This window comes from Nonomuraea rubra (assembly GCF_014207985.1).
In the GTDB taxonomy this organism is placed as follows: Bacteria; Actinomycetota; Actinomycetes; order Streptosporangiales; family Streptosporangiaceae; genus Nonomuraea; species Nonomuraea rubra.
Map to the genome: position 1 here is coordinate 8,515,445 of NZ_JACHMI010000001.1, position 23,865 is coordinate 8,539,309.

Annotated in this window: 25 protein-coding genes; 10 read left to right on the plus strand and 15 right to left on the minus strand. The window is 72.4% G+C overall.

Translation table 11 applies throughout. From position 1 onward, the window contains the following. Window positions 1-51: 51 nt before the first annotated feature. Window positions 52-486 (plus strand): CBS domain-containing protein, encoded by a 435-nt coding sequence (locus tag HD593_RS38710; protein WP_185106929.1) that lies wholly within the window; start codon window positions 52-54, stop codon window positions 484-486. 55 nt (window positions 487-541) lie between these two features. On the opposite strand, the gene HD593_RS38715 is transcribed toward HD593_RS38710, so the two are convergent. Together HD593_RS38715 and erpA are read right to left on the minus strand one after the other, a co-directional pair. Then, window positions 542-1,528 carry a carbohydrate kinase family protein gene (locus HD593_RS38715; RefSeq protein WP_185106931.1) on the minus strand — a complete coding sequence of 329 codons (987 nt, stop codon included), beginning with the start codon at window positions 1,526-1,528 and terminating at the stop codon, window positions 542-544. A 107-nt stretch (window positions 1,529-1,635) separates the two neighbouring features. Beyond that, window positions 1,636-1,989, minus strand: a complete 354-nt coding sequence (gene erpA, locus HD593_RS38720) for an iron-sulfur cluster insertion protein ErpA (RefSeq protein ID WP_185106933.1) — start codon at window positions 1,987-1,989, stop codon at window positions 1,636-1,638. 157 nt (window positions 1,990-2,146) lie between these two features. Here erpA and nadA point away from each other — a divergent pair, with 157 nt between their 5' ends. After that, window positions 2,147-3,304 (plus strand): quinolinate synthase NadA, encoded by a 1,158-nt coding sequence (gene nadA / locus HD593_RS38725; protein ID WP_185106935.1) that lies wholly within the window; start codon window positions 2,147-2,149, stop codon window positions 3,302-3,304. Between the two features lie 3 nt (window positions 3,305-3,307). Here nadA and HD593_RS38730 read toward each other — a convergent pair whose 3' ends face one another. The 7 genes from HD593_RS38730 to HD593_RS38760 all read right to left on the minus strand — a co-directional run bounded on the left by HD593_RS38730 (window position 3,308) and on the right by HD593_RS38760 (window position 10,277). Next, window positions 3,308-3,913, minus strand: coding sequence for an SIMPL domain-containing protein (locus HD593_RS38730; RefSeq protein ID WP_185106937.1), 606 nt, complete (start codon window positions 3,911-3,913; stop codon window positions 3,308-3,310). A gap of 55 nt (window positions 3,914-3,968) precedes the next feature. Continuing rightward, a complete protein-coding gene (locus HD593_RS38735) occupies window positions 3,969-6,059 on the minus strand; it encodes a serine/threonine-protein kinase (protein ID WP_185106939.1) in 2,091 nt (696 codons plus the stop codon). Between the two features lie 139 nt (window positions 6,060-6,198). Beyond that, a complete protein-coding gene (locus HD593_RS38740) occupies window positions 6,199-7,662 on the minus strand; it encodes a DUF998 domain-containing protein (protein WP_185106941.1) in 1,464 nt (487 codons plus the stop codon). A gap of 47 nt (window positions 7,663-7,709) precedes the next feature. Next, window positions 7,710-8,264 carry a PspA-associated protein PspAB gene (pspAB, locus tag HD593_RS38745; protein WP_185106943.1) on the minus strand — a complete coding sequence of 185 codons (555 nt, stop codon included), beginning with the start codon at window positions 8,262-8,264 and terminating at the stop codon, window positions 7,710-7,712. 6 nt (window positions 8,265-8,270) lie between these two features. Further along, on the minus strand, window positions 8,271-9,170 hold the full coding sequence (gene htpX / locus HD593_RS38750; RefSeq protein ID WP_185106945.1) for a zinc metalloprotease HtpX: 900 nt from the start codon (window positions 9,168-9,170) through the stop codon (window positions 8,271-8,273). 4 nt (window positions 9,171-9,174) lie between these two features. Continuing rightward, window positions 9,175-9,453 (minus strand): PspA-associated protein PspAA, encoded by a 279-nt coding sequence (gene pspAA / locus HD593_RS38755; protein ID WP_080041207.1) that lies wholly within the window; start codon window positions 9,451-9,453, stop codon window positions 9,175-9,177. Next, window positions 9,450-10,277 carry a PspA/IM30 family protein gene (locus HD593_RS38760; RefSeq protein ID WP_185106947.1) on the minus strand — a complete coding sequence of 276 codons (828 nt, stop codon included), beginning with the start codon at window positions 10,275-10,277 and terminating at the stop codon, window positions 9,450-9,452. Before HD593_RS38760 ends, pspAA begins: the two co-directional genes overlap by 4 nt. Window positions 10,278-10,429: 152 nt before the next feature. On the opposite strand from HD593_RS38760, the gene HD593_RS38765 reads away from it, so the two are divergent. After that, on the plus strand, window positions 10,430-11,014 hold the full coding sequence (locus HD593_RS38765) for a DUF3043 domain-containing protein (protein WP_312904015.1): 585 nt from the start codon (window positions 10,430-10,432) through the stop codon (window positions 11,012-11,014). Window positions 11,015-11,017: 3 nt separating this feature from the next. Here the strand turns inward: HD593_RS38765 and HD593_RS38770 are convergent, their stop codons facing one another. After that, window positions 11,018-12,007, minus strand: a complete 990-nt coding sequence (locus tag HD593_RS38770) for an SMI1/KNR4 family protein (protein ID WP_185106948.1) — start codon at window positions 12,005-12,007, stop codon at window positions 11,018-11,020. Between the two features lie 57 nt (window positions 12,008-12,064). Here HD593_RS38770 and HD593_RS38775 point away from each other — a divergent pair, with 57 nt between their 5' ends. Beyond that, window positions 12,065-13,063: an aldo/keto reductase family protein gene (locus tag HD593_RS38775; protein ID WP_185106950.1), complete on the plus strand. Its 999-nt coding sequence runs from the start codon at window positions 12,065-12,067 to the stop codon at window positions 13,061-13,063. 65 nt (window positions 13,064-13,128) lie between these two features. On the opposite strand, the gene HD593_RS38780 is transcribed toward HD593_RS38775, so the two are convergent. Continuing rightward, a complete protein-coding gene (locus tag HD593_RS38780; protein ID WP_185106952.1) occupies window positions 13,129-13,335 on the minus strand; it encodes a hypothetical protein in 207 nt (68 codons plus the stop codon). A gap of 82 nt (window positions 13,336-13,417) precedes the next feature. Here HD593_RS38780 and HD593_RS38785 point away from each other — a divergent pair, with 82 nt between their 5' ends. Further along, entirely contained in the window at window positions 13,418-14,068 is a 651-nt protein-coding gene (locus HD593_RS38785; RefSeq protein WP_185106954.1) for an SCO2322 family protein, read from the plus strand. A 43-nt stretch (window positions 14,069-14,111) separates the two neighbouring features. Beyond that, window positions 14,112-15,125, plus strand: a complete 1,014-nt coding sequence (locus HD593_RS64665) for a bifunctional adenosylcobinamide kinase/adenosylcobinamide-phosphate guanylyltransferase (RefSeq protein WP_185106955.1) — start codon at window positions 14,112-14,114, stop codon at window positions 15,123-15,125. Window positions 15,126-15,192: 67 nt separating this feature from the next. On the opposite strand, the gene HD593_RS38795 is transcribed toward HD593_RS64665, so the two are convergent. Then, complete coding sequence (locus HD593_RS38795; protein ID WP_185106957.1) at window positions 15,193-15,993, minus strand: ABC transporter ATP-binding protein; 801 nt, start codon at window positions 15,991-15,993, stop codon at window positions 15,193-15,195. Between the two features lie 34 nt (window positions 15,994-16,027). Here HD593_RS38795 and HD593_RS60615 point away from each other — a divergent pair, with 34 nt between their 5' ends. Further along, window positions 16,028-16,963 carry an adenosylcobinamide-GDP ribazoletransferase gene (locus tag HD593_RS60615; RefSeq protein ID WP_221525190.1) on the plus strand — a complete coding sequence of 312 codons (936 nt, stop codon included), beginning with the start codon at window positions 16,028-16,030 and terminating at the stop codon, window positions 16,961-16,963. Between the two features lie 24 nt (window positions 16,964-16,987). Here the strand turns inward: HD593_RS60615 and HD593_RS38810 are convergent, their stop codons facing one another. Genes HD593_RS38810 through HD593_RS38820 form a run of 3 tightly spaced genes read right to left on the minus strand, consistent with a single transcriptional unit; the run spans window position 16,988 to window position 19,238 of the window. Further along, window positions 16,988-17,932, minus strand: coding sequence for a CPBP family intramembrane glutamic endopeptidase (locus HD593_RS38810; protein ID WP_185106959.1), 945 nt, complete (start codon window positions 17,930-17,932; stop codon window positions 16,988-16,990). Next, entirely contained in the window at window positions 17,929-18,894 is a 966-nt protein-coding gene (locus HD593_RS38815) for an SdpI family protein (protein ID WP_185106961.1), read from the minus strand. The genes HD593_RS38810 and HD593_RS38815 overlap by 4 nt, the downstream gene beginning before the upstream one ends. Next, the gene (locus HD593_RS38820; protein WP_185106962.1) at window positions 18,891-19,238 is read right to left on the minus strand and encodes a GntR family transcriptional regulator; all 348 of its coding nucleotides are present in this window, start codon (window positions 19,236-19,238) and stop codon (window positions 18,891-18,893) included. Before HD593_RS38820 ends, HD593_RS38815 begins: the two co-directional genes overlap by 4 nt. Window positions 19,239-19,343: 105 nt before the next feature. On the opposite strand from HD593_RS38820, the gene HD593_RS38825 reads away from it, so the two are divergent. Genes HD593_RS38825 through sucB form a run of 3 tightly spaced genes read left to right on the plus strand, consistent with a single transcriptional unit; the run spans window position 19,344 to window position 23,743 of the window. Beyond that, window positions 19,344-20,813, plus strand: coding sequence for a leucyl aminopeptidase (locus tag HD593_RS38825; RefSeq protein WP_185106964.1), 1,470 nt, complete (start codon window positions 19,344-19,346; stop codon window positions 20,811-20,813). 51 nt (window positions 20,814-20,864) lie between these two features. Then, on the plus strand, window positions 20,865-22,229 hold the full coding sequence (lpdA, locus tag HD593_RS38830; RefSeq protein WP_185106966.1) for a dihydrolipoyl dehydrogenase: 1,365 nt from the start codon (window positions 20,865-20,867) through the stop codon (window positions 22,227-22,229). Window positions 22,230-22,267: 38 nt separating this feature from the next. Next, window positions 22,268-23,743, plus strand: coding sequence for a 2-oxoglutarate dehydrogenase, E2 component, dihydrolipoamide succinyltransferase (gene sucB / locus HD593_RS38835; RefSeq protein WP_185106968.1), 1,476 nt, complete (start codon window positions 22,268-22,270; stop codon window positions 23,741-23,743). The last annotated feature ends 122 nt before the right edge of the window (window positions 23,744-23,865 follow it).

Below are 23,865 nucleotides of genomic sequence, written 5' to 3' on the forward strand. Positions count from 1 at the left end.
CACGGTGGGTAGGGGCCTTCCGTACGAGTCCATCGACATGCAGGGGAAGCCATGATCAGCGGACAACCGAACGAGACCGCCCGCGACGTCATGAGCACGGGGGCGGAGTGCATCGGCGCGCACGAGACCCTCGACCGGGCGGCGCAGATGATGCGCAACAACGACGTGGGGGCGCTGCCCGTGTGCGGTCCTGACGACCGCGTGACGGGCATCATCACCGACCGCGACATCGTCGTCAAATGTGTCGCGGCCGGGCACGACCCGGCGCAGGTGACGGCGGGAGAGCTGGCCACCGGGCTGGTCTGGGTGCCGCCAGAGGCCACCGTGGAGGAAGCGCTGGCCCGCATGGAGGAGCACCAGATCAAGCGGCTGCCGGTGATGGACAACGGCCGCATCGTCGGCATGATCAGCGAGGCCGACCTGGCCAGGCACCTGCCCGATGACCAGCTCGCCGAGTTCGTGCACCGGGTCTACGCGCTGCGCTGACCGCACACGTGAAGGCCGTCCCGCGAGCCGGGGCGGCCTTCACCGTTTCCCGGGCTCAGGGGTGGTAGCAGCGGATGTGCTCGGCGATCTCGGTGGCGGCCTCCGCCCCGTACGCGGCGCCGAACCGCTCCAGGAAGACCTCCTGGCCCAGCTCGTACTCCTGCCCGCCCACGCGCTCCAGCACGTGCGTGGCGGTGAGGTTGCCGATCTGGCCGCAGCGCTCCAGCGACAGGTCCCAGGCCAGCCCGGACATGAAGCCGGCGCGGAAGGCGTCGCCGACGCCCGTGGGGTCGGCCTTGCCGCGCTCGGGGGCGGGGGCGACCTGGATGGACGGCTCGCCCTTGCGGTCGATGACGGCGCCCTTGGGGCCGAGCGTGGTGACGCGGACGCCGACCCGGCCGAGGATCTCCTCGTCGGACCAGCCCGTCTTCTGCTCGATGAGCCCCTTCTCGTAGTCGTTGGAGAACAGGTAGGCGGCCCCGTCGACGAGCTGGCGGATCTGCTCGTCGGCCATGCGCGCGAGCTGCTGGGAGATGTCGGCGGCGAACGGGATGCCGCGCTGGCGGCACTCGTCGGTGTGGCGCAGCATCGCGTCGGGGTCGTTGGGGCTGATCAGCACCAGGTCGAGCCCGCCCACCCGGTCCGCGACGGGCTGCAGCTCGATGAGCCGCGCCTCGGCCATGGCGCCGGTGTAGAAGGAGGCGATCTGGTTGTGGTTCTCGTCGGTGGTGCACAGGAAGCGCGCGGTGTGTTGCGTCTCGGAGACGTGCACGGAGCCGCAGTCCACGCCGTGGCGCTCCAGCCAGGAGCGGTAGTCGGCGAAGTCGTTGCCGACGGCGCCCACGAGGATCGGGTTGAGACCGAGGCAGGCCATTCCGAAGGCGATGTTCGCGGCGCAACCGCCGCGCCGGATCTGGAGATCATCGACCAGGAAGGAGAGTGACACCCTGTCGAGCTGCTCGGCGATGAGCTGATCGCCGAAGCTTCCAGGGAAGGTCATCAGGTGGTCTGTCGCGATTGAGCCGGTCACGGCAATGCGCACGGGATTCTTCTTCCTCGTTGTCAGCAGGCCAATGGGCCCCACGAGAATACGCGAAGGTCCCGCACGCACAAAGGCGGGCGGGACCTCCCTCCAGCGCCGGTCGAGCGCTAGTTGAACGAGTCTCCACAAGCGCACGAACCCGTGGCGTTGGGGTTGTCGATCGTGAAGCCCTGCTTCTCGATCGTGTCGACGAAGTCGATGGAGGCGCCCATCAGGTAGGGGGCGCTCATCCGGTCGGTGACCACGCTGACACCGCCGAAGTCCGACACGACGTCGCCGTCCATCGAACGGTCGTCGAAGAAGAGCTGGTAGCGCAGGCCGGAGCAACCTCCCGGCTGCACGGCGACCCGCAGCTGCAGACCTTCCTCGCCCTGCTGCTCGAGCAGGCTCTTGACCTTGGCGGCGGCGGCCTCAGTCAGGATCAGGCCCTGTGCCGTGGTCTCGCTGCTCTCAACCGTCATCTGCTGACTCCCTAACCCGGCTGTCTGTTTCTGACGTCCTACTAATGACGCTACCAACACCTGGGCGATGCCACACATTCCCGGGGTCGGCTCCCCCGGAATAACCACGGGGCGCCGTGTGTCATGATGAGTATCGTCAAATCGACGATAAGGGGGTATGGACATGGTTGCCCAGACCGGACTGCCGCTCTACGTCCTCGGCCGGGATGCCGATCCGCACAGCGAGAAGGGGGTCGACTGCCCCGGCGAGCTGCCGCCCGCCTCCGACCCCGAGCTGGTGGACCGCGCGCGCAAGGCGAAGGCGGCGCTCGGCGACCGCCTGTTCGTGCTCGGCCATCACTACCAGCGTGACGAGGTCATCCAGTTCGCCGACGTGACGGGCGACTCCTTCAAGCTCGCCCAGCAGGCCGCCGCGCGGCCCGAGGCGGAGTTCATCGTCTTCTGCGGCGTGCACTTCATGGCCGAGTCCGCCGACATCCTGACGACCGACGCCCAGAGGGTGATCCTGCCTGACATGGCGGCGGGTTGTTCGATGGCCGACATGGCCACGTTCGACCAGGTCGAGGAGTGCTGGGAGGCTTTGGAGGACGCCGGGCTGGCCGATCAGGTGATCCCGGTCACGTACATGAACTCCAGTGCCGACATCAAGGCCTTCTGCGGCAGGAACGGCGGCGCGGTCTGCACCTCCTCCAACGCCCGCCGCGCTCTCGACTGGGCGTTCGAGCAGGGGCGGAAGGTGCTGTTCCTGCCCGACCAGCACCTGGGCCGCAACACGGCGGTGCTGGAGATGGGCATGTCGCTGGACGACTGCGTGGTGTGGAACCCGCACCGCCCCAACGGCGGCCTGACGCAGGAGGAGCTGGAGCGCGCCAGGATGATCCTGTGGCGCGGCCACTGCTCGGTGCACGGCCGGTTCACCGCCGAGTCCGTGGACGACGTGCGCGAGCGCATCCCCGGCGTGAACGTGCTGGTGCACCCCGAGTGCCGGCACGAGGTCGTGCTCAAGGCCGACCACGTCGGCTCCACCGAGCACATCATCAAGACGCTGGAGGCGGCGCCCGCGGGTTCGAGCTGGGCCATCGGCACGGAGCTGAACCTGGTCAAGCGGCTGGCCCAGACCTTCCCCGACAAGAACATCTCGTTCCTCGACCGCACGGTCTGCTACTGCTCGACCATGAACAGGATCGACCTGCCGCACCTGGTGTGGGCGCTGGAGTCGCTGGTGCTCGGCGACGTCGTCAACCAGATCACCGTGGACGCCGACACCACCCACTGGGCCAAGGTCGCGCTCGACCGCATGCTCGCCCTGCCATAGGCGTCAGGCGAACTCGTAACCGAGCTTCACCTGCACCGTGAGGCTCTGGCGGCCGGGGCTGATCGAGGCGTCGCTCTCGGCCGCCAGGGTCTGCGCCATCTGCCGCATCGGCACCGGCGGCGCGCCCGCGACCTCCTCGACCTGAACCACCCGGCCCAGCGGGCGGCCGGCCAGCTCGGCGTACTGTGCCGCCTTGGCCGCCGCCTGCCTGAACGCCCTGACCCTGGCCTCGGCCAGCGCCTGGCCCGGCTCCGCCACCTCGAAGGCCACGCCGTGCAGCCTGGCCTCCTCGCCCACGCCGACCACGGTGTCGATGACGTGATCGCCCCTGCTCACGTCACGCACGACGACCTGGAGCCCCTGCGCCGCCCGGTAGGCCGACACCTTCGGGTACGACTCGTACTCGGGGCCCAGGGACAGCTCCGCGGTGGACAGGTCCTCCGGCGCGATCCCCGCCTGCCGCAGCGCCTCACCCAGCCGGGCCGCCGCGGCCCGCGCCGCGGCGAACGCCTCGCCGGCCGAGGCCCTGCGGACCTCGACCCCCGCGTGCAGCCGCAGCGTGTCGGGCGCGACCAGGACGGAGCCCTCGCCGGTCACGGTGATGTCCACGAGCCCCAGCTCCTTCCGGGCGGGTTCAGCCTCGATCCTAGAACGGCCGGCGCGGCTACGGGGAGACCCGGCCGAAGCGGAAGCCCATCTTGTCGAACTCCGCCTTCTTGCCCGCCGTCGCCAGCACCCGGCTCACCTTCCCCGACAGGTCGATCACCACCGCCTCGTACCCGCCGCCCTTCGCCCGCCACACCGCGAGGTGGTCGTCGTCCCACCAGCCGATCAGCCGGTTGCTGGCGAACGGGATCTCGATCGGCTCCGCGTCGCCGCCCGAGGTGGGGCGGGCGCACAGCGAGGTGCCCGCCGAGCTGCAGTGGGCCAGGAAGCGGGTGCCGGACGGGGAGATGTCGTCGCCCTCCACCCACACGGGCGTGCCCACGCCGGACAGCGTGCGCACCACCTTGCCGTTCAGGTCGTAGAACCTCATCCGGCCGCCGGTCCAGGTGCCCACGGCCTGCCCGCCCGCGTCCCAGAAGAAGCGCCACTCCCCCGCGCCGGCGTCCTTGATCTCGAACGTCCTCCCCTTCTCGGCGGCCACGTCGATGATGCCGAAGCCGTACTCGACGGTCTCGCCGCCGCTGCTCTTGTAGAGGGTGACCAGGCCGTACCTGCCGTCGGGCGACCAGCGGGGCGTGGTGGGGAAGACCGGTTTGGGGCTGAGCTTGACGACGCGTCTGGCGTCGCTGACGTGGTCGATGATGGAGACGGTCGCGTACAGGTCGGTGCTGTAGTCCACGTCGGTGCCCAGGGCCCGGTTGGTGGCGGGGTCGAGGGCGTACTCGAAGTAGCGGGTGTCGGAGGTGAAGCGGCCGGTGGCGTGCTTCCTGACGTAGAGGCGCTTGCCGCTGTCCACGGTGTAGGAGGCGAGCCTGATGGGGTCGCCGTCGCGCTCCTCCAGCTTCACCGACGTGCCGGGGAGGGTGAGCGCGCGGGCGGTCGGCGGTGCCGTGGTGCTGGGCGGGGGCGAGGTGGTGGGCGGGGGCGAGGTGGTGGCCGCCGCGGCGGTGGTCGGTGCGGGCGAGGTGGTGCGCTCGGGGATCCCCGACAGGCGTACGGCGACGAACGCGCTGGCGGCGGCGAGCACGAGCGCGCCCGCGACCCCGCCCGCGACCACCCAGCCGGTACGCCTGCGCCCCGCCGGGCTGGTGGCCGGGCCGGGCACGTAGGGCCCTTGCTGCACCCCCGGCGGCCGGTACACGCCCGGCCCGAAACCCGGTGCTCCGCTCGGCAGGCTCCCCGCGGCGGCGCTGCCTGGTGCGGCCGCGGCCGTGCCCTGCTGCAGGAGGGCGGGTGCCGGACCGCGGGGGCCGCTGGGCGGGGTGGGGCCGGTGGGGGCGCTGTGGCCGAGGAGGCGCATGAGGGCCTCGCTCGACGACGGGCGCCTGGCGGGGTCCTTGGCCAGGCAGTCCGTGACCAGCGCGCGCAGCGCGGGATCGGCCAGCGAGCCGGTGTCGGCCTCGGTGTGCAGGATCCGGTTGACCACCGCCGGCACGCTGTCCTGCCCGAACGGCGGCTGCCCCGACGCGGCGAACAGCAGCGTGCACGCCCACGCGAACAGGTCCGACTTCGGCCCGGGGCCGCTCTCCGTGAGCTGCTCGGGCGCCATGTACGACGGCGTGCCGATCACCGCGCCGGTGAGCGTCGAGGTCAGGTCGAGCGCCTTGGCGATGCCGAAGTCGATCACTCGCGGCCCGTCGGAGGCGAGCACCACGTTCGACGGCTTGAAGTCCCGGTGCACGATGCCGGCCTGGTGGATGGCGACCAGCGCGGTGACGGTGCCGATGGCCAGCCGGTGCAGCGAGGTGCCCGCTCGGGGGCCCTGCTCGCGTACGACGTCGGTCAGGGTGGGGCCGTCGATGTACTCGCTGACGATGTACGGCCGCCCGCCGAACAGCCCGGTCTCGACGACCTGGGCCGTGCAGAACGGCGCCACCCGCCTGGCCAGCGCCACCTCGCGGACGAACCGCTCCGACGCCTCGGCGTCGCCGGCCAGGTCGGCGCGCAGGAGCTTGAGCGCCACCTTGCCGCCGGTGGGGTTCGTGGCGAGGTAGACGATGCCCTGCCCGCCCTCGCCGAGCCGCCCGGCCAGGCGGTACTCGCCCACCGTCGCGGGGTCCCCAGCTCTCAGGGCCGCGAGGTCCGGCATTGGCGACTCCCCCTATATGGCGTGTTTCCCGCCATTCTGGTGGGTCGCCCGGGGTTCCGTCATGTGTTCGGGGAAGGCGCGCGGGCGGCTCGGGTGACGCCCGCCGGGCGCGGGGCTCGGACGACGGTGGCCGCCGGGGTCAGGTGGCCGCGTCGGCGACGGCCTGGGGGGCGCGGAGCCGGAGGTGGCGGCCGGCCAGGGGCAGGCGTACGTGCTCGGCCGCGAGCTCGCCCGCCAGGTGGCCCGCGCAGCCGTCGGGGTCGTCCGAGCTGATCACGGTGACGGGCACGTCGGGGAACGGCGTCTCGGCCCGCAGCCGGCGCAGGTCGGCGGCCATGCCGCGGCGGGCCAGCCACTCCCCCGCCGCCGCCGCGAGCACCCTGCCCGTGCCGTAGACGCCCGACGGGTCGGCCGTCCCGGTGAGCAGCCGGTGCGCGGGCGGCCCCGTCAGGCGGGCCAGGGCGGTGGCGCCCCAGGTGCGGCCCACCGCGGGCAGCCACCTGCCGGCGGTCCCGGCGAACGGCAGCGGCCGGCGCTCGCCCGCGCAGGCGGGCTCCACCAGCACCAGCCTGGCCAGGCACAGCGGGTGCAGCCTGGCGAACGCCTCCGCGTGCCAGCACGCCACCCCGTCGGCGATGAGGGTCACCCGCTGGGGGTGCGGGGGCGACAGCGCGGCCAGCCTGGCGACCTCGCCGTACAGAGTGGGCGGGACGGGTGCGCACGGGCTGAGCCCGAGGCCGGGCCGGTCGAACCGGATGACGCGGTGACCGCCCGCGAGCCGCGCGGCCACCGCGTCCCAGTGGAACCACGCTCCGGCCAGCCCGGCCGTGATCAGCACCGCCGGCCCGGCCCCCTGCACGACGACATGCGCCCGCCCGCATCCCGCCACAGAGTCCGTCCCGCTGCGGGTGCCGCTCCAGGCGGGGGCGTCGTCCGTACGGACCCGGGCGCCGCCCACCCCTCCCATGCGGCCGGGCGCGATCCTCGGCCCGGCCTCCTCGGGGTCGTCGGCGACGAGCAGCCGCAGCGCGACGTACACCAGCCACACCGCGATCATCGTGAGCTGGGCGCGATGCGCGAGCCCCACGCCGTGCCCGGCGGCCTGCGCGAGCGCGGTGACCAGGGTGGCGGCCAGGGTCAGCCACGTGAGCAGCCACGACGCCCGCGACGCCCAGCGCGCGCTGAGCAGCATCATGGCCGCCAGCACGGCGACCGTCCCCAGCACCCGCGCCAGCCCGTGCGCCACGTGCGCGAAGGACGCCTCCCGCCGCCCGCACAGCGGATCGCTGAGCGCGGCGCAGTCCAGCGGGAACAGCCCGGCCACGAGGGTGAGGAGCCCGAACGCGGCCAGCGCCAGCCAGCCCGGCCACTCGCGCGCCACCCTCGGCACCAGCGCCACCCCCGCCAGGCAGGCCAGCCCCGACAGGACGTCGCTGACCCTGAACAGCCGCGTCCACGGCTGGTCGCCGGCGGCCAGCTCGCTGACGTACCCCTCGGTCCTGTCCACGGCGGGCGTGGTGAACTGGCCGGTCACCCAGGCGCTGCCGAGCACCGCCGCCACGATGAACGCGCACGCGGCGAGCACGAACAACCTTCGCTCCACGTAACAATTAGATCACTCCGGGCTACCTCCGCCCAGAAGCACCCCGGTCAGAGCCCCGGAGCGCCCCAGACAGGGAACCAGCGGCTGAGATCCTTCTCCAGCGGGAGCTCGCCCTCCAGAGCTCCCCTGGCCTGCAGTTCGAGCGGGTTGTCGCGCCTCTGCCCCGGCAGCGGGGCGAACGGGTAGAAGGTTCCGCGTTTGTACAGGTAAACCACGGCCAGCCGCCTGCCGTCACCGGCGAACGACACCAGCGAGCACAGCAGCGACGGCCCGAACCCGGCCCCCTCCAGCGTGGAGTTGACCGCGTGCAGCTCGGTGACCAGGTCGCCGAGCGCCTCCGCCGGGCGGCGGGCCAGCAGCCAGGTGTAGCCGTAGCCGTCGTCGGACTCCTCGACGCGCTCCCCCAGCAGCGCCTTGGCGTCACTCTCCGCCGTGGCGAACGCGCCGCCCTCCGCGGCCCTGAACGCCACGGAGCCGAGCCCGGTGGGCACCAGCCCGGTGGCCGCCTGCAGCGTCACGGCCGCGGACGGCAGCGCGAACAGCGCGTCGAGGTCGGGCTTGACCGGTTTCGACCGGCCGAGCAGCGCGTCGAGCCAGCCCATGGACGTTCAGCCCCTTCCGAGTTGCCGGGAGATGTCGGCGAGCTGTTCGAGCCGGCGCTCCAGCGGCGGGTGGGTGGCGAACAGGCCGGCCACCGACTGGCCCTTGGCCAGCGCCGGGGCGAAGTAGAAGGCGTTGAACGGCTCCGCCTCCCGCAGGTCCCTGGTCGGGATCCTGGCCATGTCGCCGGTCACCTTGGTCAGCGCGCTGGCCAGGGCCGACGGCCGCTGCGTGAGCAGGGCGCCCGCCCGGTCGGCCGCCAGCTCGCGGTAGCGCGACAGGGCGCGGGTGAGCAGGAAGCTGACGGCGTACACGATGACGGAGACCAGCAGCACGATGGCGCCGATGGGCAGCCCGCCCTGGCCGCCGTTGCGGCGGCCCGCCAGCCCGCTGTAGAGCGCGAACCTGGTCATCAGGCCCGCCACGATCCCGAGGAACGAGGCGATCGTCATGACCGCCACGTCACGGTGGGCGACGTGGGACAGCTCGTGGGCGATCACGCCCTCCAGCTCCTGCGGCTCCAGGCGGCGCAGGATGCCGGTCGTCACGCAGACGACCGCCTTCTTCTGGTTGCGGCCGGTGGCGAACGCGTTGGGGACGTCTGAATCCGCGATCGCCACCCGCGGCTTGGGCATGTCGGCCAGCGCGCACAGCCTGTCGATCAGGCCGTGCAGCTCAGGGGCCTCCTGCGGCGAGACCTCCCGCCCGTGCATCGCGAACAGCGCGATGCGGTCGGACAGGAAGTACTGCACCAGCAGCAGGCCGCCCGCCAGCACCAGCACGGTCAGCGCCCGCACGCCGAGGGCGACGAGGACGCCGACGAACACGACGTAGAGCAGCCCGAGCAGGAACATCGTCACGACCATGCGGCTGGTCAGGCCGCGGTCGGACGCGAACCGCGTACGCACGGGCTCAGCCCGGGATGAGGCCTTGGTCGCCCAGCATCTCCCGGACCTCCTCGATCGAGGCGTCCGCGGGGGGAAGGATCAGCTCTGACGGCTCAAGGCTGTCGTCGGGAAGCGCCTTGCCCACGTGGCGCACCTTGTCGAGCAACGCGTGCAGCTTGACCCTGAAGGCCTTCTCGTCGCTGGCCTCGATGGCCGCTTCGAGCTCGCTGTCCAGCTCGTTGAGGACCGAGATGTCGTCGGCGGAGATCTCCACCTGACCCTCGCCCATGATCCTGACGATCATGCACCCTCCCCGGGCTGGCGGTACTGCTGGGTCTGGCCGCCCTGCTGCTGGGGCTGCGCCTGCGGCTGGGGCTGGGCCTGCTGCTGCGGCTGGCCCTGCTCGATCGCCGACTGCGGCGCCGGGCCCTGGCCCAGCTCGGCCTTCATCCTGGCCAGCTCCAGCTCGACGTCCATGCCGCCGCCCATGCGGTCGAGCTCGGCCTGGATGTCGTCGCCGCGGGTGCCGCTGAAGTCGTCGAGCGCGCCGCTGGCCAGCAGCTCGTCGATGGCGCCCGCACGGGCCTGCATCTGCGCCGTCTTGTCCTCGGCACGCTGGATCGCCAGGCCGACGTCGCCCATCTCCTCGGAGATGCCGGAGAACGCCTCGTTGATGCGCGTCTGCGCCTCGGCGGCGGTGTACGTGGCCTTGATCGTCTCCTTCTTCGTGCGGAAGGAGTCGACCTTGGCCTGCAGCCGCTGGGAAGCCGTGGTCAGCTTCTCCTCCTCGGCCTGCAGGTTGTCGTGCTGCACCTTCAGGTCGGCCATCTGCGTCTGCAGGCTGGACCGGCGCTGCAGCGCCTCACGGGCCAGGTCCTCGCGCCCGACGGACAGCGCCTTGCGGCCCTGCTCCTCCAGCCGCGTGGCCTGCTTCTCAAGTCCGGAGATCTGCAGCTCCACCCTCTTACGCGAGGTGGCGACGTCGGCCACCCCCCGCCGCACCTTCTGCAGCAGCTCCAGCTGCCGCTGATAGGAGTAGTCAAGGGTCTCGCGCGGATCCTCCATCTTGTCCAGGGCCTTGTTGGCCTTGGACTTGAAGATCATCGAAAGTCTCTTCATCACGCTCATGCGCGTCGGCCGTCCCCTTCTAGGTCGTGCTGGTGTCAATCCCAATGCAGCGCAGCCGCCTTGGGATTACCCTACGCATAACGCACGGGGGCGTCACTAAGTTGCAGTCCAGGTAGGGTTGACGTGTGTTGCGACGCCGTTCCCAAACCTCCGTGGACGACACCCCCGTCCCCGTTGACGATCCTAAGCCCCAGGGTAAAGGTCGTCCCACACCCAAGCGCCGGGAAGCCGAAGGCAAGCGGCGCCAGTACGTCTCCGCGCCGAAAGACCGCAAAGAGGCATACCGGCAGATGCGGGCCAAGCAGGCCGCCGAGCGCGATCGGGCCCGCCAGGGCATGCTCGCAGGTGACGAGCGGTATCTGCCCGTTCGTGACAAGGGCCCGGCGCGCAAGTTCGCGCGCGACTGGGTCGACTCGCGGCGGCTCCCGAGCCAGTATTTCCTGCCGTTCTCGCTACTGATCCTCCTGGCCACGTGGATTCCGTGGCCGATGGCGGTGCGCGCGCAGGTCCTCGGCTACGTCGTCACGATCGGCTGGCCGATCATGATGATCGGCGTGCTCTTCACCTCGGTCTACGTGTCGTGGAAGGTGAAGAAGCTGGTGGCGGAGAAGCTGCCCGGCGAGAGCGTCAAGGGCGTGGGCTTCTACGCGGCCATGCGGGCGCTGCAGATCCGCAAGCTGCGCTTCCCGCCGCCCCAGGTGCTGCCCGGCGGCAAGCCGGTGCCGCCGAAGCGCTAGCCGCTACGGGTTGCCGTACTCCGCGTACTCCCAGCGCAGCACGCCTCGCTCGACCGCGGGCCGCCAGCCGTCGAACTCCGTTCCCTTCTCCAGGGCGTCGGCCACGGCCCGCATGAGCGCGTAGTAGGACGGCATGCGCGGGGCCAGGCCGGCGATCGTGTCGTCCCAGCCGACCGAACCGTCGGCGGAGTCGACCACGGCCCACTGCGCGGAGCCGTCCTCCAGTTCGGCGAAGGAGAGGAACGGGATCAACCGGCCGCTCCAGAACTCCCTCCACGGGTCATCGCCGCGGTCGGTGGGGTCGAAGCGGCACATGTGGCGCCAGGTGTCCCTGATGTCGCGGATGCTGAGGTTCGGCGCGCCGTCGAACCAGGCCCCGAACCCGAACCCGTCCATCCCTCGCGAGCCGTTGTGGCGCAGCAGGGAGGCGCGCAGGTCGTCCGGGAGGTCCACGCCCATCTGCGCCTCGGCGATCGCGATCGTGCGGGCCCTGCCGGGCGCGCCGAGGGTGCGGTACGTACGGGGCGCGTTCGCCTTCAGCCACCGCTCGATCCGCCGCCACTGCCGGTCCACGGCCCGCTTGACCTTCGAGTCGATGGGCCGCACGGTCACCGGGCGGGGCGCGGGCGAGCAGTGGGGGTCGGGGGTCTCGGCCGGCGTGGGCGCCGGTGTCGCGGGCGGCTGGGGCGACGCCTGCCGCGCCGTCTGGGCCAGCAGGGCCGCCAGCCTGGACTCCTCCGGGGTCATCGCCCTCGGCGGGCCGGTCGGGGCCGGCGTGGCCCTGCCCGTGCCGCCCGGCACCAGCGCGGCCGTCAGGGTCACCGCGACGATCGCCGCGATGCCGGCCCACACGAGGCCCATCCGCGTGCGGGGAGCCGCCGCCGGAGCCTGGGTGGCGATCGGCCTTTCTGACATGCGGGCGCGCCGGCGCAGCCGTACCGCGATCGCGGTCAGGATGGCCGCCGTGAGCGCCAGCCGAACGAGCTTCAGCACGTCGCGCACCCTATCCCGAATCGGATCATCCCATGTGCCGGGATTAAGGTCGGATCCATGGAATTCCGTCACCTTGGTCGCAGCGGTCTCATGGTCAGCGAGATCAGCTACGGCAACTGGCTCACCCACGGCTCCCAGGTCGAGGAGGACGCCGCCAAGCAGTGCGTGCAGGCGGCGCTCGACGAGGGCATCACCACGTTCGACACCGCCGACGTCTACGCGGGCACGAAGGCCGAGGAGGTGCTCGGCCGCGCGCTCAAGGGCGTACGCAGGGAGTCGCTGGAGATCTTCACGAAGGTCTACTGGCCGACCGGGCCCGGCAAGAACGACCGGGGCCTGTCCCGCAAGCACATCACCGAGTCGATCAACGGCTCGCTGCGCCGGCTGCAGACCGACTACGTCGACCTGTACCAGGCGCACCGGTTCGACGCCGAGACTCCGCTGGAGGAGACGCTCAAGACGTTCGACGACCTCGTCCGCCAGGGCAAGGTGCTCTACGTCGGCGTGAGCGAGTGGAACGCCGACCAGATCGCCCAGGCATTGAAGATCGCCGACGACATGGGCTTCGACAGGCTCGTGTCGAACCAGCCGCAGTACTCCATGTTGTGGCGGGTCATCGAGTCGGAGATCGTGCCCCTGTGCGAGCAGGAGGGCGTGGGGCAGATCGTCTGGTCGCCGATCGGCCAGGGCGTGCTGACCGGCAAGTACCTGCCCGGCCAGCAGCCGCCGGAGGGCTCGCGCGCGACCGACAAGAGCGGCAGCGCCATGATCGCGCGGTTCATGAACGACGACGTGCTCACCCGCGTGCAGGAGCTCAAGCCGATCGCCGCCGACCTGGGGCTGTCCATGGCCCAGCTGGCGATCGCCTGGGTCCTGCAGAACCCGAACGTCTCCAGCGCCATCATCGGCGCCAGCCGGCCCGAGCAGGTGCGTGACAACGTGAAGGCGGCCGGCGTCAAGCTGGAGGCCGACGTGCTGAAGCGCATCGACGACGTGCTCGGCTCGGTCGTGGAGCGCGACCCGTCCAAGACGCAGAGCCCGCGTTCGCGTCCGTAACATCCCCCGCACCGAAAACCCCTTGAGCCGCAAAGCGCTCAAGGGGTTTTTCGTTTATCCGGGAATCACTCCGGACGCAATGACAAACCCGTGTACTCGACACGGTCCTCATCCAGCAAAGCGACCTGCTCGACTCCCGAATCCAGCAGGTCACGCCAGTTCTCGCCGAGCCAGGACTCCGCGTCGGCCTGGCTCGGAAAAACCTCTCGCGGCAAGGGGCGATCGGTTACCTCACCACCATTTGCATTTTCATAACGCCATCGCCATGTCATGCCATACGCTCCTTTTCCGCGGGTTCGCCGGCGCACCCTCCGCAGGCACTGGAACCCTACTCCCGAGCTTGGAGGTCAATCGATGCTGCGCGCGTATCGTGTTGTGGCAGGGGTCGCCCTCGGGGTGGCCGCCTTGCTCTCCCTCCCCTCCCCCGTCGCCGCCTCACCCCCTCCTGACGGCTCCGCGCGGGCGTGGGGCGTCTGGCTGAGCGACGGGACCGCGTGGCTGGCCGCCGGTCCCGGGGACTCGCCGCCGGACGGCTCGGTGGTCGGCTGGCGCTTCTCGGTGGCGCCGGACGGGGCCGCCGGGGAGCCTCCGGGCGGGGACCTGCCCTCGTTCGAGGCGGTGTGCGGCGGGGACCCGGCCGGCTCGGGCCACAAGCGGGTGGTGCTGGCCGTGGACTACGGCGACGCGGAATCGGACGCCCACCCGGGTGAACAGCCGCCCGCGCGGGTGGCGCCGGCGTGCGTGGCGGGCGCCGAGAACGCCACCACGGCCCAGCTCCTCGCCGCGGCCTCCCGGGTGCGGGTGGACGGCTCGGGCGGCGTCACGTCCGTGGACGGCTACCCGGCGGCCCCGGCGCGCAGCGGCACCGCCCTCACCCCCGCCCCGCCCCCCGCCGGTCCGCCGGCCCTGCTCATCGCGGCGGGCGCGGCCGCCCTGGCCCTGCTGGCGGCCGGCACCGCCGTCGCCACCCGCCGCCGCCGCACGAAGGCCACACCCACCCGCTGACCCGGTCGGGGCGGGGTTCCGGCGGCTTTGTACGCTCGGCGCGGTGAAAGTCCTTCTCACCGGTACGGCGGGCAGCGCGGGCTGGCCGGAACCCGGATGCCGCTGCGCCTCCTGCTCGGCCCTGCCGCCCGGCCATCGCCGCCCCTTCGGGCTCGTCGTGGACGGCGCGATCCCGTTCCCCTTCACCGATCCGCCCACCGGCTACCGCTCCACCGCCGGCGGCCTGGGGCTGGCCGGCCCGGACGGCTCCAGGCTGCTCTGCCTGCCCCGGGGACGCCCGGTGCCCGCCGCAGAGTCCGCCAGGTACGACGTGGTGCTGATCGACCTCCTCGACCGTCCTGAACGCCTCGGGGAGCTGCGGCGGGCCGGACAGGTGGACGAGGGGACCACGGTGGTGGCCGCCGGGCTCGACCACCGGGTCCGGTCGGAGGAGGAGCTGGACAGGCGGCTGCGGCTGTGGGGCGCGCTGGCCGTACCCGACGGCACCGAGCTGGACGTCGCACCGGGGCGGGCGGCAGGGGCGGCGCGCCGGACGGTGAGGCGGGCGCTGCTGCTGGGCGGGTCGAGGTCGGGGAAGTCGGCCGAGGCGGAGCTGCGGCTGGCGGCGGAGCCGTACGTGACGTACGTGGCCACCGGGCCCGGCGGCGCGGGCGACGGCGAGTGGGCGGCGCGGGTGCGGGCGCACCGGGAGCGGCGGCCCGCGCACTGGAGCACCGCCGAGACCACCGACCTGGTCACCGCGATCCGCACGGCCACGGGGCCGCTGCTGATCGACGGGCTGGGGACGTGGGTGGCGGCGGTGTTCGACGAGCACGGCGCCTGGGAGGAGGCAGGGGAGCGCGCGCAGGTGGCCGCCCGGTGCGACGACCTCGTGGCGGCGTGGCGCCAGGCTCCCGAGCCGATCGTGGCGGTGTCGGACGAGGTGGGGATGGGCGTGGTGCCGGCGACGCCGAGCGGGCGGGCGTTCAGGGACGCCCTGGGACGGCTCAACGAGCGCCTGGCGGCCGAGTCGGAGTACGTGGCACTGGTGGTCGCCGGCCGCCTCGTCGAGCTCTGAGGCCCCGCCCGCGTCGCTTTCGGGGGCGCCGCCGGCGGATCGGCCGCCTCGACGCGCTCCGGGAGGGTCAGGAACGGGCGGCGCGGGCGTACCAGCGGCCGTCCAGGCGGTCCACGTGGAGAGGGCGGCCGAAGCAGTCGCTGAGGTTGGCGGAGGTGAGCACGTCGGCCACCGGCCCCGCGGCCAGCACCCTGGCGTCGCGCATGAGCATGGCGTGCGTGGTCGTGGCCGGCACCTCCTCCAGGTGGTGCGTCACCGTGACGGTGGTCAGCACGGGCCTGGTGGCGGCGAGGTCCTCGACGGCGGAGATGAGGTCCTCGCGCGCGGGCAGGTCGAGCCCCGCGAACGGCTCGTCGAGCAGCAGCACCGCGGGATCGGCCATGAGCGCCCTGGCCACCCTGACCCTGGCCCGCTCCCCCTGCGAGCAGACGCGGAACTTCCGCTCGGCCAGGTCCTTGCAGCCGAGGTCGGCCAGCAGCCGGTGGGCCCGGTCGTGCTCCGCGTCGCCGTACCTGTCCCACAGCGGAACGCTCGTGCCCGTGTGCCCGGTGAGGACCACGGTGTGCGCGGTCGCCCCCTCCTCCTCCATCAGCTCCTCGTCGATCAGCCGCTGGCTCTCCGCGACGAGGCCGAGGTGACGGCGCAGCTCGCGCACGTCGACCCGGCCGAGCCGGTGCCCGAGCACCCTGACCGTGCCCTCGCTGGGATGCCGCACGGCGGCCGCCAGCGACAGCAGCGTCGTCTTCCCGGCGCCGTTGGGGCCGAGGATCACCCAGTGATCGCCGTAGTCCACCTGCCAATCGACGCCGTCCAGTAGCGCTTTGCCGACAACCCGGACACCTACGCCTTCCAGTTCAACCACGTGCATCCCGCCACACTAGTGGCCCCTAGGATCCTGCGTTATGCGGCTGATGGACGGGCTGAGGTTCGCCCTGGGCACGTTGAGCGTGCTGCCGGTGCGGGTCGAACGGGTGGACCGGCAGGTGGCGGGGCAGGCGATGGCGCTGGCCCCGGCGGTCGGGCTGCTGCTCGGGCTGCTCGCCGGCCTGGCGTTGCTGCTGCCCGCGCCGCCGCTGCTCGGCGCCGTGCTGGCGCTCGGGCTGCTGGCGCTGCTGACCCGGGGCCTGCATCTCGACGGGCTGGCCGATCTGGCCGACGGGCTGGGCAGCGGCAAGCCGTCCGATCAGGCGCTCGACATCATGAAGAAGTCGGACATCGGGCCGTTCGGCGTGATGACGCTGGTGCTGATGCTGCTCGCGCAGGTGGTGGCGCTCGCCGACGCCGGGCTCTGGGCGCTGGTGACGGCGTGCGTGGCGGGCCGGCTGGCGCTGACCTGGGCCTGCCGCTCCGGCGTGCCCGCCGCCCGCCCCGACGGGCTGGGTGCGACGGTCGCCGGGACGGTACACCGCCCGGCCGTCTGGCTCGCGACCGTGGCCGCGCTGCTCGCCACCGCCGTGATCGGCCTGCTCTCCGCTCCGGGCACGGGCCTGTGGGCCTGGGACGGGAGCGACGAGCCGACCCGCGAGCTGACGGCCCACTACCCCTGCATGGTGGGCTCGTGCCCTCCGGTGGACGATCCGCACCCGTGGAAGGGCGTCGGCATGGCGTCGCAGTTCGTGGACGTGGACATGGTGGCGGTGTCCGGCGGTAGTGGGGGCCTGGACGGGCTCTCCGGGGTCGTGGTGGCGCCGGTGGCGCTGCTCGCCGGGCTGGGCGCCGCCCTGCTGCTGCTCGCGCACGCCAGGCGGCGCCTCGGCGGCATCACGGGCGACGTGCTCGGCGCCCTCGTCGAGACGGCCACGGCCGCGACCCTGGTCGTGTACGCGATCCTCGGCTGAGCCGCCACGAGGCCCGGGGACTGCTCAGGTGACCGGCTCGGCGGGCTCGTCCCGTTCGGCCGGCCCGGCACTCGCCGCCGCGGGACCGGCCGGATGCGGCGGACGTACCGGATAGAAGCGGAGCAGAGCCGCGCCGAGCAGCGCGAGCAGCGCCCAGCCCACCACGCCGGTGATGCCGGCCAGCAGCTCGTTCGGCGGGTCCGCGGCGTCGCCCAGCAGCAGCGCGACCCCGGCGATGGCGTTCAGCGAGGCGTGCGCCACGACCGCGGGCCACACGCTGCCCGTACGCAGCCGCAACCATCCCATCACCACCCCGGCCGGCACGCAGAAGCCGATGAACACCAGCGCCGCCCACGAGCCCAGCCTCGGGTAGTTGTAGCCGAGCAGCGTGAACGGGGCGTGCCAGAGGCCCCAGACGAAGCCGGAGAGCAGCAGCCCGGCGAGCATGCCGTTGGTGGACACGAGCCTGGGCACCAGCCAGCCGCGCCAGCCCCACTCCTCGCCCAGCGCCGGGATCGCGTTCAGCACGGGCCCGGCGGCGACGGCGATCACGACCTGCACGATGGCGATGGTGCTCAGGTCGGCGGGCGCCTCGACGCCGCGCGCCTGCCAGGACGCCCTGAGCAGGCTGAGCCGTTCGAGGTCCAGCTCGACCAGCCCCACGGCGGCGCTGATCCCCATGGCCAGGAACGCCAGCAGCGGCACGCCCAGCCACGCCGTCAGCACCAGCACGGCGGTGCGGCCTCGGCGATCGCCGAGCGTGAGCCCGGTCTGCCTGGCCCACTCGCGGAACGGCGTGCGCGAGACGGCCCACACGCCGAGCACCCCCGCGGCCGGGGTGAACATCATCAACGTGCCCAGCACCGGCATCAGCGGCGAGCCCAGCCCGCCGCCGAACCACAGGGGCAGCGCCACGGCCCAGGACAGCCCGAAGGCCAGGACGGTGAAGATGAGCAGAGGTCTTTTCATGACTGGACACGCTCCGCGATGAGGGCGTTGATGAGGGATGCGCCGCGCTCGGCGTCGTCGATGCTGATCGTGAGCTGACCGCCGGAACGGTAGCGGAGTACCAGGCATTCGCCGCCGCGCAGCATGATGGTGGCGTTTCCCGGCAGGCCGCGGAAGCCCCAGCCGCCGACCTCGCCCGGCTGCCGCGTCTGCGACCAGGCGGACTCCACCTTGGACAGGGGGATCCTGCGCGCCGGCCAGCCCAGCGGGCCGAAGCCGATCGTGATCCGGCCGTCGCCGACCCTGACGGAGACGGCCACGGTCGCGAGCCCGACGACGACGAGGATGACGAAGGCGGGCAGCAGCCCCGCCAGGAAGCCGCCGGGGGCCCCGCCGACGAGGGTCAGCACGCCCATCGTCGCGGTGAGTGCCAGCGCCAGGACGGTGGCCGCGGCGAGCCACGGGTTGACCACGCGGCTGACCCAGACGGCCCGCTGGCCCCGCCTGAGCCTGAGCACGGGCGGCTCCCCGCTCCCCGCGGGCTCCTCGTCGGGGGCGCCCCTGCCCAGGTACGCGGCCAGTCCTCCGGCCGCGACCATGGCGGCGATCACGGTCGGGATGTGCCAGCCGGGCAGCAGGGCCTCGCGCCAGGTGGCGGCGTCGAGGTTGACGGCCAGCGTCGAGGCGTCCACGCCGAGCAGGAGCACGCCCGCCCCCACCAGGCACGCGGCGGAGGTGACCCGGGCCGCGCGCCGGTCGCGCGCCCGGCCGAGCAGGAAGAACAGCACCCACAGCCCGGCCCAGAGGGCCTGGGTCAGGATCAGGTGCCCCGTGAACGAGCTCGACCCGTCGGGCACGCTGCCGGACGTCCCCCAGTGGGTGGCCAGGGGATCGGGCAGCCGGTCGCGCAGTGCCAGGGGTGCCACGAGCAGTGCGGTGGCCACGGCGAGCCACCATGCGACGGCGACGACACGGGCTCTCACGTCAGTTCCTCCACGATGGTGATGAGGTCTTCGCGGCTGTAGCCGTACTTCTTGGCCTCGTCGAGCAGTTCGCGGGCGCGCTGCACGAGCAGGGCGCGCCCGTCCGCGAGGCCGGCCACGCTGACGCCGCGGCCTCTCCTGAACTCCAGCAGCCCCTCGTCGCGCAGGTCGCGCAGCGCGCGAAGCACGGTGTTGGGGTTGATGCCCAGCGCGGCGGCCAGGTCACGGGCCGGCGGCAGGCGGTCGCCCGGCCGGTAGGAGCCCTCGCCGATGGCACGGCGGATGGCGCCCGCCACCTGCTCGTGGAGGGGGCGCGCGTCGTTGAGATCCAGCGTCAGCAACATGGTGCTAATGACACTAGCACCATTGATCGAAGAACGCTGACCAACGATTGGTAGGATGAACCCCTGTTTGTGAGTACGCAGAAACCGTGGATAGCATCGGTTTACGTGACCACTGTGCGGCTGAACTCAGCAGATCCAGTCTCCGTCGACACCGACGCGTTGATCGTCGGTTTCCGGCCGGGCCAGGACGGCCCTGTCCCCGCGGTGGGCGCCGACTCCTTGGAGGCCGCCTTCGGCGGCAAGCTCGCCCCGTCGCTCAGCGCCGTGGCGTTCTCCGGCAAGGCGGGTGAGCTGGTCAAGCTGCCGACGTTCGGCGCCGTCACCGCCCCGCTGCTGGTCGCCGTCGGCCTGGGCGACACCCCCGGCCCCGAGGATCTGCGCCGCGCCGCCGGCGCCGCCGCCCGCTCCCTCGCCGGCACCTCCCGTGCCGCGCTCGCGCTGCCCGCCGACACCGCCGAGGAGGCCGAGGCCGTCGCGCTGGGCGCGCTGCTCGGCGCCTACGCCTTCGCCCGCTACCGCACCAACGGCGAGCAGAAGCCCCCCGTGTCCGAGCTCACCGTGCTCTCGGGGCAGCCCGGCGGCGTCGCCGAGCGCGCGAGCGTGCTGGCCGAGTCCGTCTCCCTCGTCCGCGACCTGGTCAACACCCCGCCGTCCGACCTGTGGCCGGCCAGGTTCGCCGAGCTGGCGGAAGAGGTCGGCGGCAAGGCCGGGCTGAGCGTCGAGGTGCTGGACGACCGGCAGCTCAAGGAGGGCGGCTACGGCGGCCTCATCGGCGTCGGCCAGGGCTCGGCCAACGCCCCGCGCCTGGTCCGCCTCGCCTACCGCCACCCCGAGGCAGGCAAGACGCTCGCCTTCGTGGGCAAGGGCATCACGTTCGACTCGGGCGGCCTGTCGCTCAAGCCGTCGGCGGCCATGGACCTGATGAAGTCCGACATGGGCGGCGCCGCGGCCGTGCTCGGCGCGGTGATCGGCATCGCGCGGCTCGGCCTGCCGGTGAACGCCGTCGGCTACCTCTGCCTGGCGGAGAACCTGCCGAGCGGCACCGCGCAGCGCCCCTCCGACATCATCCACAGCTACAGCGGCAAGACCGTCGAGGTGCTCGACACCGACGCCGAGGGCCGCCTGGTGCTCATGGACGGCATCGCGCGCGCCGCCGAGGACTCCCCCGACCTCATCGTCGACGTGGCCACCCTCACCGGCGCCCAGATCGTCGCGCTCGGCTGGCGCACCTCGGGAGTCATGTCCAACGACGACGCCATCAGGGAGCTGGTGGTCGAGGCCGCCGGCGCCGCGGGCGAGGGCGCCTGGGGCATGCCGCTGCCCGAGGAGCTGCGCAAGGGCCTCGACTCGCCGATCGCCGACATCGCCAACCTGCACCCGGAGCGCTGGGGCGGCATGCTCACGGCCGCCATCTTCCTGCGGGAGTTCGTGCCCGACGGGGTGCGCTGGGCGCACATCGACATGGCCGGTCCCGCCTTCAACAAGGGCGAGCCGTACGGTTACACCCCGAAGGGCGGCACGGGCGCCATCACCCGCACCCTCATCGGACTCGCAGAGCGGCACGCGAGCATCTGAAACAAATGAAAAGATGACGGCATCACGAACACCCCGACAAGGAGCCTTCCCGTGGCCTATGACATCGTCGTCCTAGGGGGCGGCAGCGGCGGTTACGCCTGTGCCCTGAGGGCGGCTGAGCTGGGCAAGTCGGTCGCCCTGATCGAAAAGGACAAGATCGGCGGCACCTGCCTCCACAGGGGCTGCATCCCCACGAAGGCCCTGCTGCACTCCGCCGAGGTCGCCGACGAGACCCGCGAGAGCGAGTCGTACGGCGTCAAGGCGCGTTTCGAGGGCATCGACGTCCAGGGCGTCCACGCCTTCAAGGACAAGATCGTCACTCGGGCCTGGAAGGGCGTGCAGGGCCTGCTGAAGGCCGCGGGCGTGACGATCGTCGAGGGCGAGGGCCGCCTCGTCGGAGCCAACAGCGTCCAGGTCGGCTCCGAGGTCTACGAGGGCCGCAACCTCGTCCTGGCCACGGGCTCCGCCCCCAAGTCGCTGCCGGGCCTGGAGATCGACGGCGAGCGCGTCATCACCAGCGAGCACACGCTCAAGATGGACCGCGTGCCCACCTCGGTGATCGTGCTGGGCGGCGGCGTCATCGGCGTCGAGCTGGCCAGCGTCTACCGCTCGTTCGGCGCCGAGGTGACGATCGTCGAGGCGCTGCCGCACCTGCTGCCGACCGAGGAGGAGTCCAGCTCCAAGCTGCTGGAGCGGGCCTTCCGCCGCCGCGGCATCAAGTACGAGCTGGGCGTCTTCTTCGACGGCGCCAAGACCACCGAGACGGGCGTGGTCGTCACCCTGGCCAACGGCAAGACCCTCGACGCCGAGCTGCTGCTCGTCGCGGTCGGCCGCGGCGCGGTGTCGGCGGGCATGGGCTTCGAGGAGCAGGGCATCGCCATCGAGCGCGGCGCGGTCGTGGTCGACGAGCACTGCCGCACCTCCGTGCCCGGCGTCTACGCCATCGGCGACCTGATCCCGACCCTGCAGCTCGCGCACGCGGGGTTCGCCGAGGGCATCATGGTGGCCGAGCACATCGCCGGCCTCAACCCGCCGCCCATCGACTACGCGGGCGTGCCGCGCATCACCTACTCCGACCCCGAGGTGGCCTCGGTGGGCCTGACCTCGGCGCAGGCGGCCGAGCGCGGCATCGAGACCGTCGAGCAGGTCTACGACCTGGCGGGCAACCCCAAGAGCCAGATCCTCGGCACCTCGGGCGCCGTGAAGGTCATCGCCGAGAAGGACGGGCGCGTCGTCGGCGTCCACATGGTGGGCCGGCGCATCGGCGAGCTCGTCACCGAAGGGCAGCTCATCTACAACTGGGAGGCCCTGCCCGCAGAGGTCGCCCAGCTCATCCACGCACACCCGACCCAGTCCGAGGCCATGGGTGAGGCGATGCTGGCCCTGGCCGGCAAGCCGCTGCACGTACACAACTAATCCAGCCCTCGAGATCAGAACGCGAGAGAAGAATAACGATGCCGGTCTCCGTACAGATGCCCCAGCTCGGCGAGAGCGTTACCGAGGGCACGGTAACCCGTTGGCTGAAGAAGGAGGGCGAGCGCGTCGAGGCCGACGAGCCGCTCCTCGAAGTCTCGACCGACAAGGTCGACACCGAGATCCCGTCGCCGTCCGCCGGCGTGCTCACCAAGATCGTCGTGGCTGAGGACGAGACGGTCGAGGTCGGCGCCGAGCTGGCCGTCATCGACGAGAACGGCCAGCCGGGCGCCGCCGCCCCGGCGCCGGAGGCGGCCCCCGCGCCGGCTCCGGAGCCCGAGCCCGCTCCGGCCCCGGAGCCCGAGCCCGCTCCCGCTCCGCAGGCGTCCTCGATCCCGCAGCCGGCTCCGGCGCAGCCCGCCCCGGCTCCCGCGCCCGCTCCGGCTCCTGCCCCGGCCCCGGCGCCCGCGCCGCAGGCCGCTCCCCCGGCCCAGCCCGCCGCCCCGGCTCCGGCCGCGCCCTCGGGCGACAGCCCGTACGTGACGCCGCTGGTGCGCAAGCTCGCCAACGAGCACGGCGTCGACCTCGACTCCATCGACGGCACCGGCGTGGGCGGCCGGATCCGCAAGCAGGACGTCCTGGAGGCCGCCAAGGCCCAGCGCGAGAAGGCCGCCGCCGCCCAGCAGCCGGCCGCTCCGGCTCCCGCGGCCGCGCCCGCCGCCGCCCCGGCCGCGCCCGCCGCCCAGGCCGCCCCGGTGGCCGCGGCTCCCGAGCCGGTGGAGGTCGACACGACGCTGCGCGGCCGTACGGAGAAGATGACGCGCCTGCGTCAGACCATCGCCAAGCGCATGGTCGAGTCGCTGCAGACGGCGGCGCAGCTCACGTCGGTCGTCGAGGTCGACGTGACGAAGATCGCCCAGCTCCGGGCGAAGGCGAAGGACGACTTCTTCCGCCGCGAGGGTGTGAAGCTGACCTTCACCCCGTTCTTCGCGATGGCCACGGTCGAGGCGCTCAAGCAGCACCCGAAGCTCAACGCCACGATCAACAACGAGACCAACGAGGTCACGTACTTCGACGTGGAGAACCTCGGCATGGCGGTCGACACCGAGCGCGGCCTGCTCGCGGCCGTCGTCAAGAACGCCGGTGACCTCAACCTCGCCGGTCTCGCCCGCAAGATCACCGACCTCGCCGAGCGCACCCGCAACAACCAGGTGACGCCCGACGAGATCACCGGCGGCACGTTCACGCTGACCAACACGGGCAGCCGGGGCGCGCTGTTCGACACGCCGATCCTCAACCAGCCGCAGGTCGGCATGCTCGGCACGGGCGCCGTCGTGAAGCGGCCCGTGGTGATCGACACGCCTGAGGGCGAGGTCATCGCGGTGCGGTCGATGGTGTACCTGGCGCTGACGTACGACCACCGCCTGGTGGACGGCGCCGACGCGGCCCGCTTCCTGACGACGATCAAGCGTCGTCTCGAGGAGGGGCGCTTCGAGGCGCAGCTCGGCCTCGCGTAACGCGGCACCTCCGGGCCTGTGATCGGCCGGGCGGCCCCCACGGGACCGCCCGGCCTTTCGCTTGCCCCACCCGGCTCCGCCGCCGCCTGGCGCTCTGGAGGGGCGCGCGTCCTGCCGAAGAC

What these genes read in the sequence shown, in the direction of transcription:
- HD593_RS38710 (WP_185106929.1), top strand. Translation starts at nt 52, where the DNA reads ATGATCAGCGGACAACCGAACGAGACCGCCCGCGACGTCATGAGCACG.
- erpA (WP_185106933.1), bottom strand. Translation starts at nt 1,989, where the DNA reads ATGACGGTTGAGAGCAGCGAGACCACGGCACAGGGCCTGATCCTGACT.
- nadA (WP_185106935.1), top strand. Translation starts at nt 2,147, where the DNA reads ATGGACATGGTTGCCCAGACCGGACTGCCGCTCTACGTCCTCGGCCGG.
- HD593_RS38735 (WP_185106939.1), bottom strand. Translation starts at nt 6,059, where the DNA reads ATGCCGGACCTCGCGGCCCTGAGAGCTGGGGACCCCGCGACGGTGGGC.
- pspAB (WP_185106943.1), bottom strand. Translation starts at nt 8,264, where the DNA reads ATGGGCTGGCTCGACGCGCTGCTCGGCCGGTCGAAACCGGTCAAGCCC.
- pspAA (WP_080041207.1), bottom strand. Translation starts at nt 9,453, where the DNA reads ATGATCGTCAGGATCATGGGCGAGGGTCAGGTGGAGATCTCCGCCGAC.
- HD593_RS38760 (WP_185106947.1), bottom strand. Translation starts at nt 10,277, where the DNA reads ATGAGCGTGATGAAGAGACTTTCGATGATCTTCAAGTCCAAGGCCAAC.
- HD593_RS38775 (WP_185106950.1), top strand. Translation starts at nt 12,065, where the DNA reads ATGGAATTCCGTCACCTTGGTCGCAGCGGTCTCATGGTCAGCGAGATC.
- HD593_RS38780 (WP_185106952.1), bottom strand. Translation starts at nt 13,335, where the DNA reads ATGACATGGCGATGGCGTTATGAAAATGCAAATGGTGGTGAGGTAACC.
- HD593_RS38785 (WP_185106954.1), top strand. Translation starts at nt 13,418, where the DNA reads ATGCTGCGCGCGTATCGTGTTGTGGCAGGGGTCGCCCTCGGGGTGGCC.
- HD593_RS38795 (WP_185106957.1), bottom strand. Translation starts at nt 15,993, where the DNA reads ATGCACGTGGTTGAACTGGAAGGCGTAGGTGTCCGGGTTGTCGGCAAA.
- HD593_RS60615 (WP_221525190.1), top strand. Translation starts at nt 16,028, where the DNA reads ATGCGGCTGATGGACGGGCTGAGGTTCGCCCTGGGCACGTTGAGCGTG.
- HD593_RS38810 (WP_185106959.1), bottom strand. Translation starts at nt 17,932, where the DNA reads ATGAAAAGACCTCTGCTCATCTTCACCGTCCTGGCCTTCGGGCTGTCC.
- HD593_RS38820 (WP_185106962.1), bottom strand. Translation starts at nt 19,238, where the DNA reads ATGTTGCTGACGCTGGATCTCAACGACGCGCGCCCCCTCCACGAGCAG.
- sucB (WP_185106968.1), top strand. Translation starts at nt 22,268, where the DNA reads ATGCCGGTCTCCGTACAGATGCCCCAGCTCGGCGAGAGCGTTACCGAG.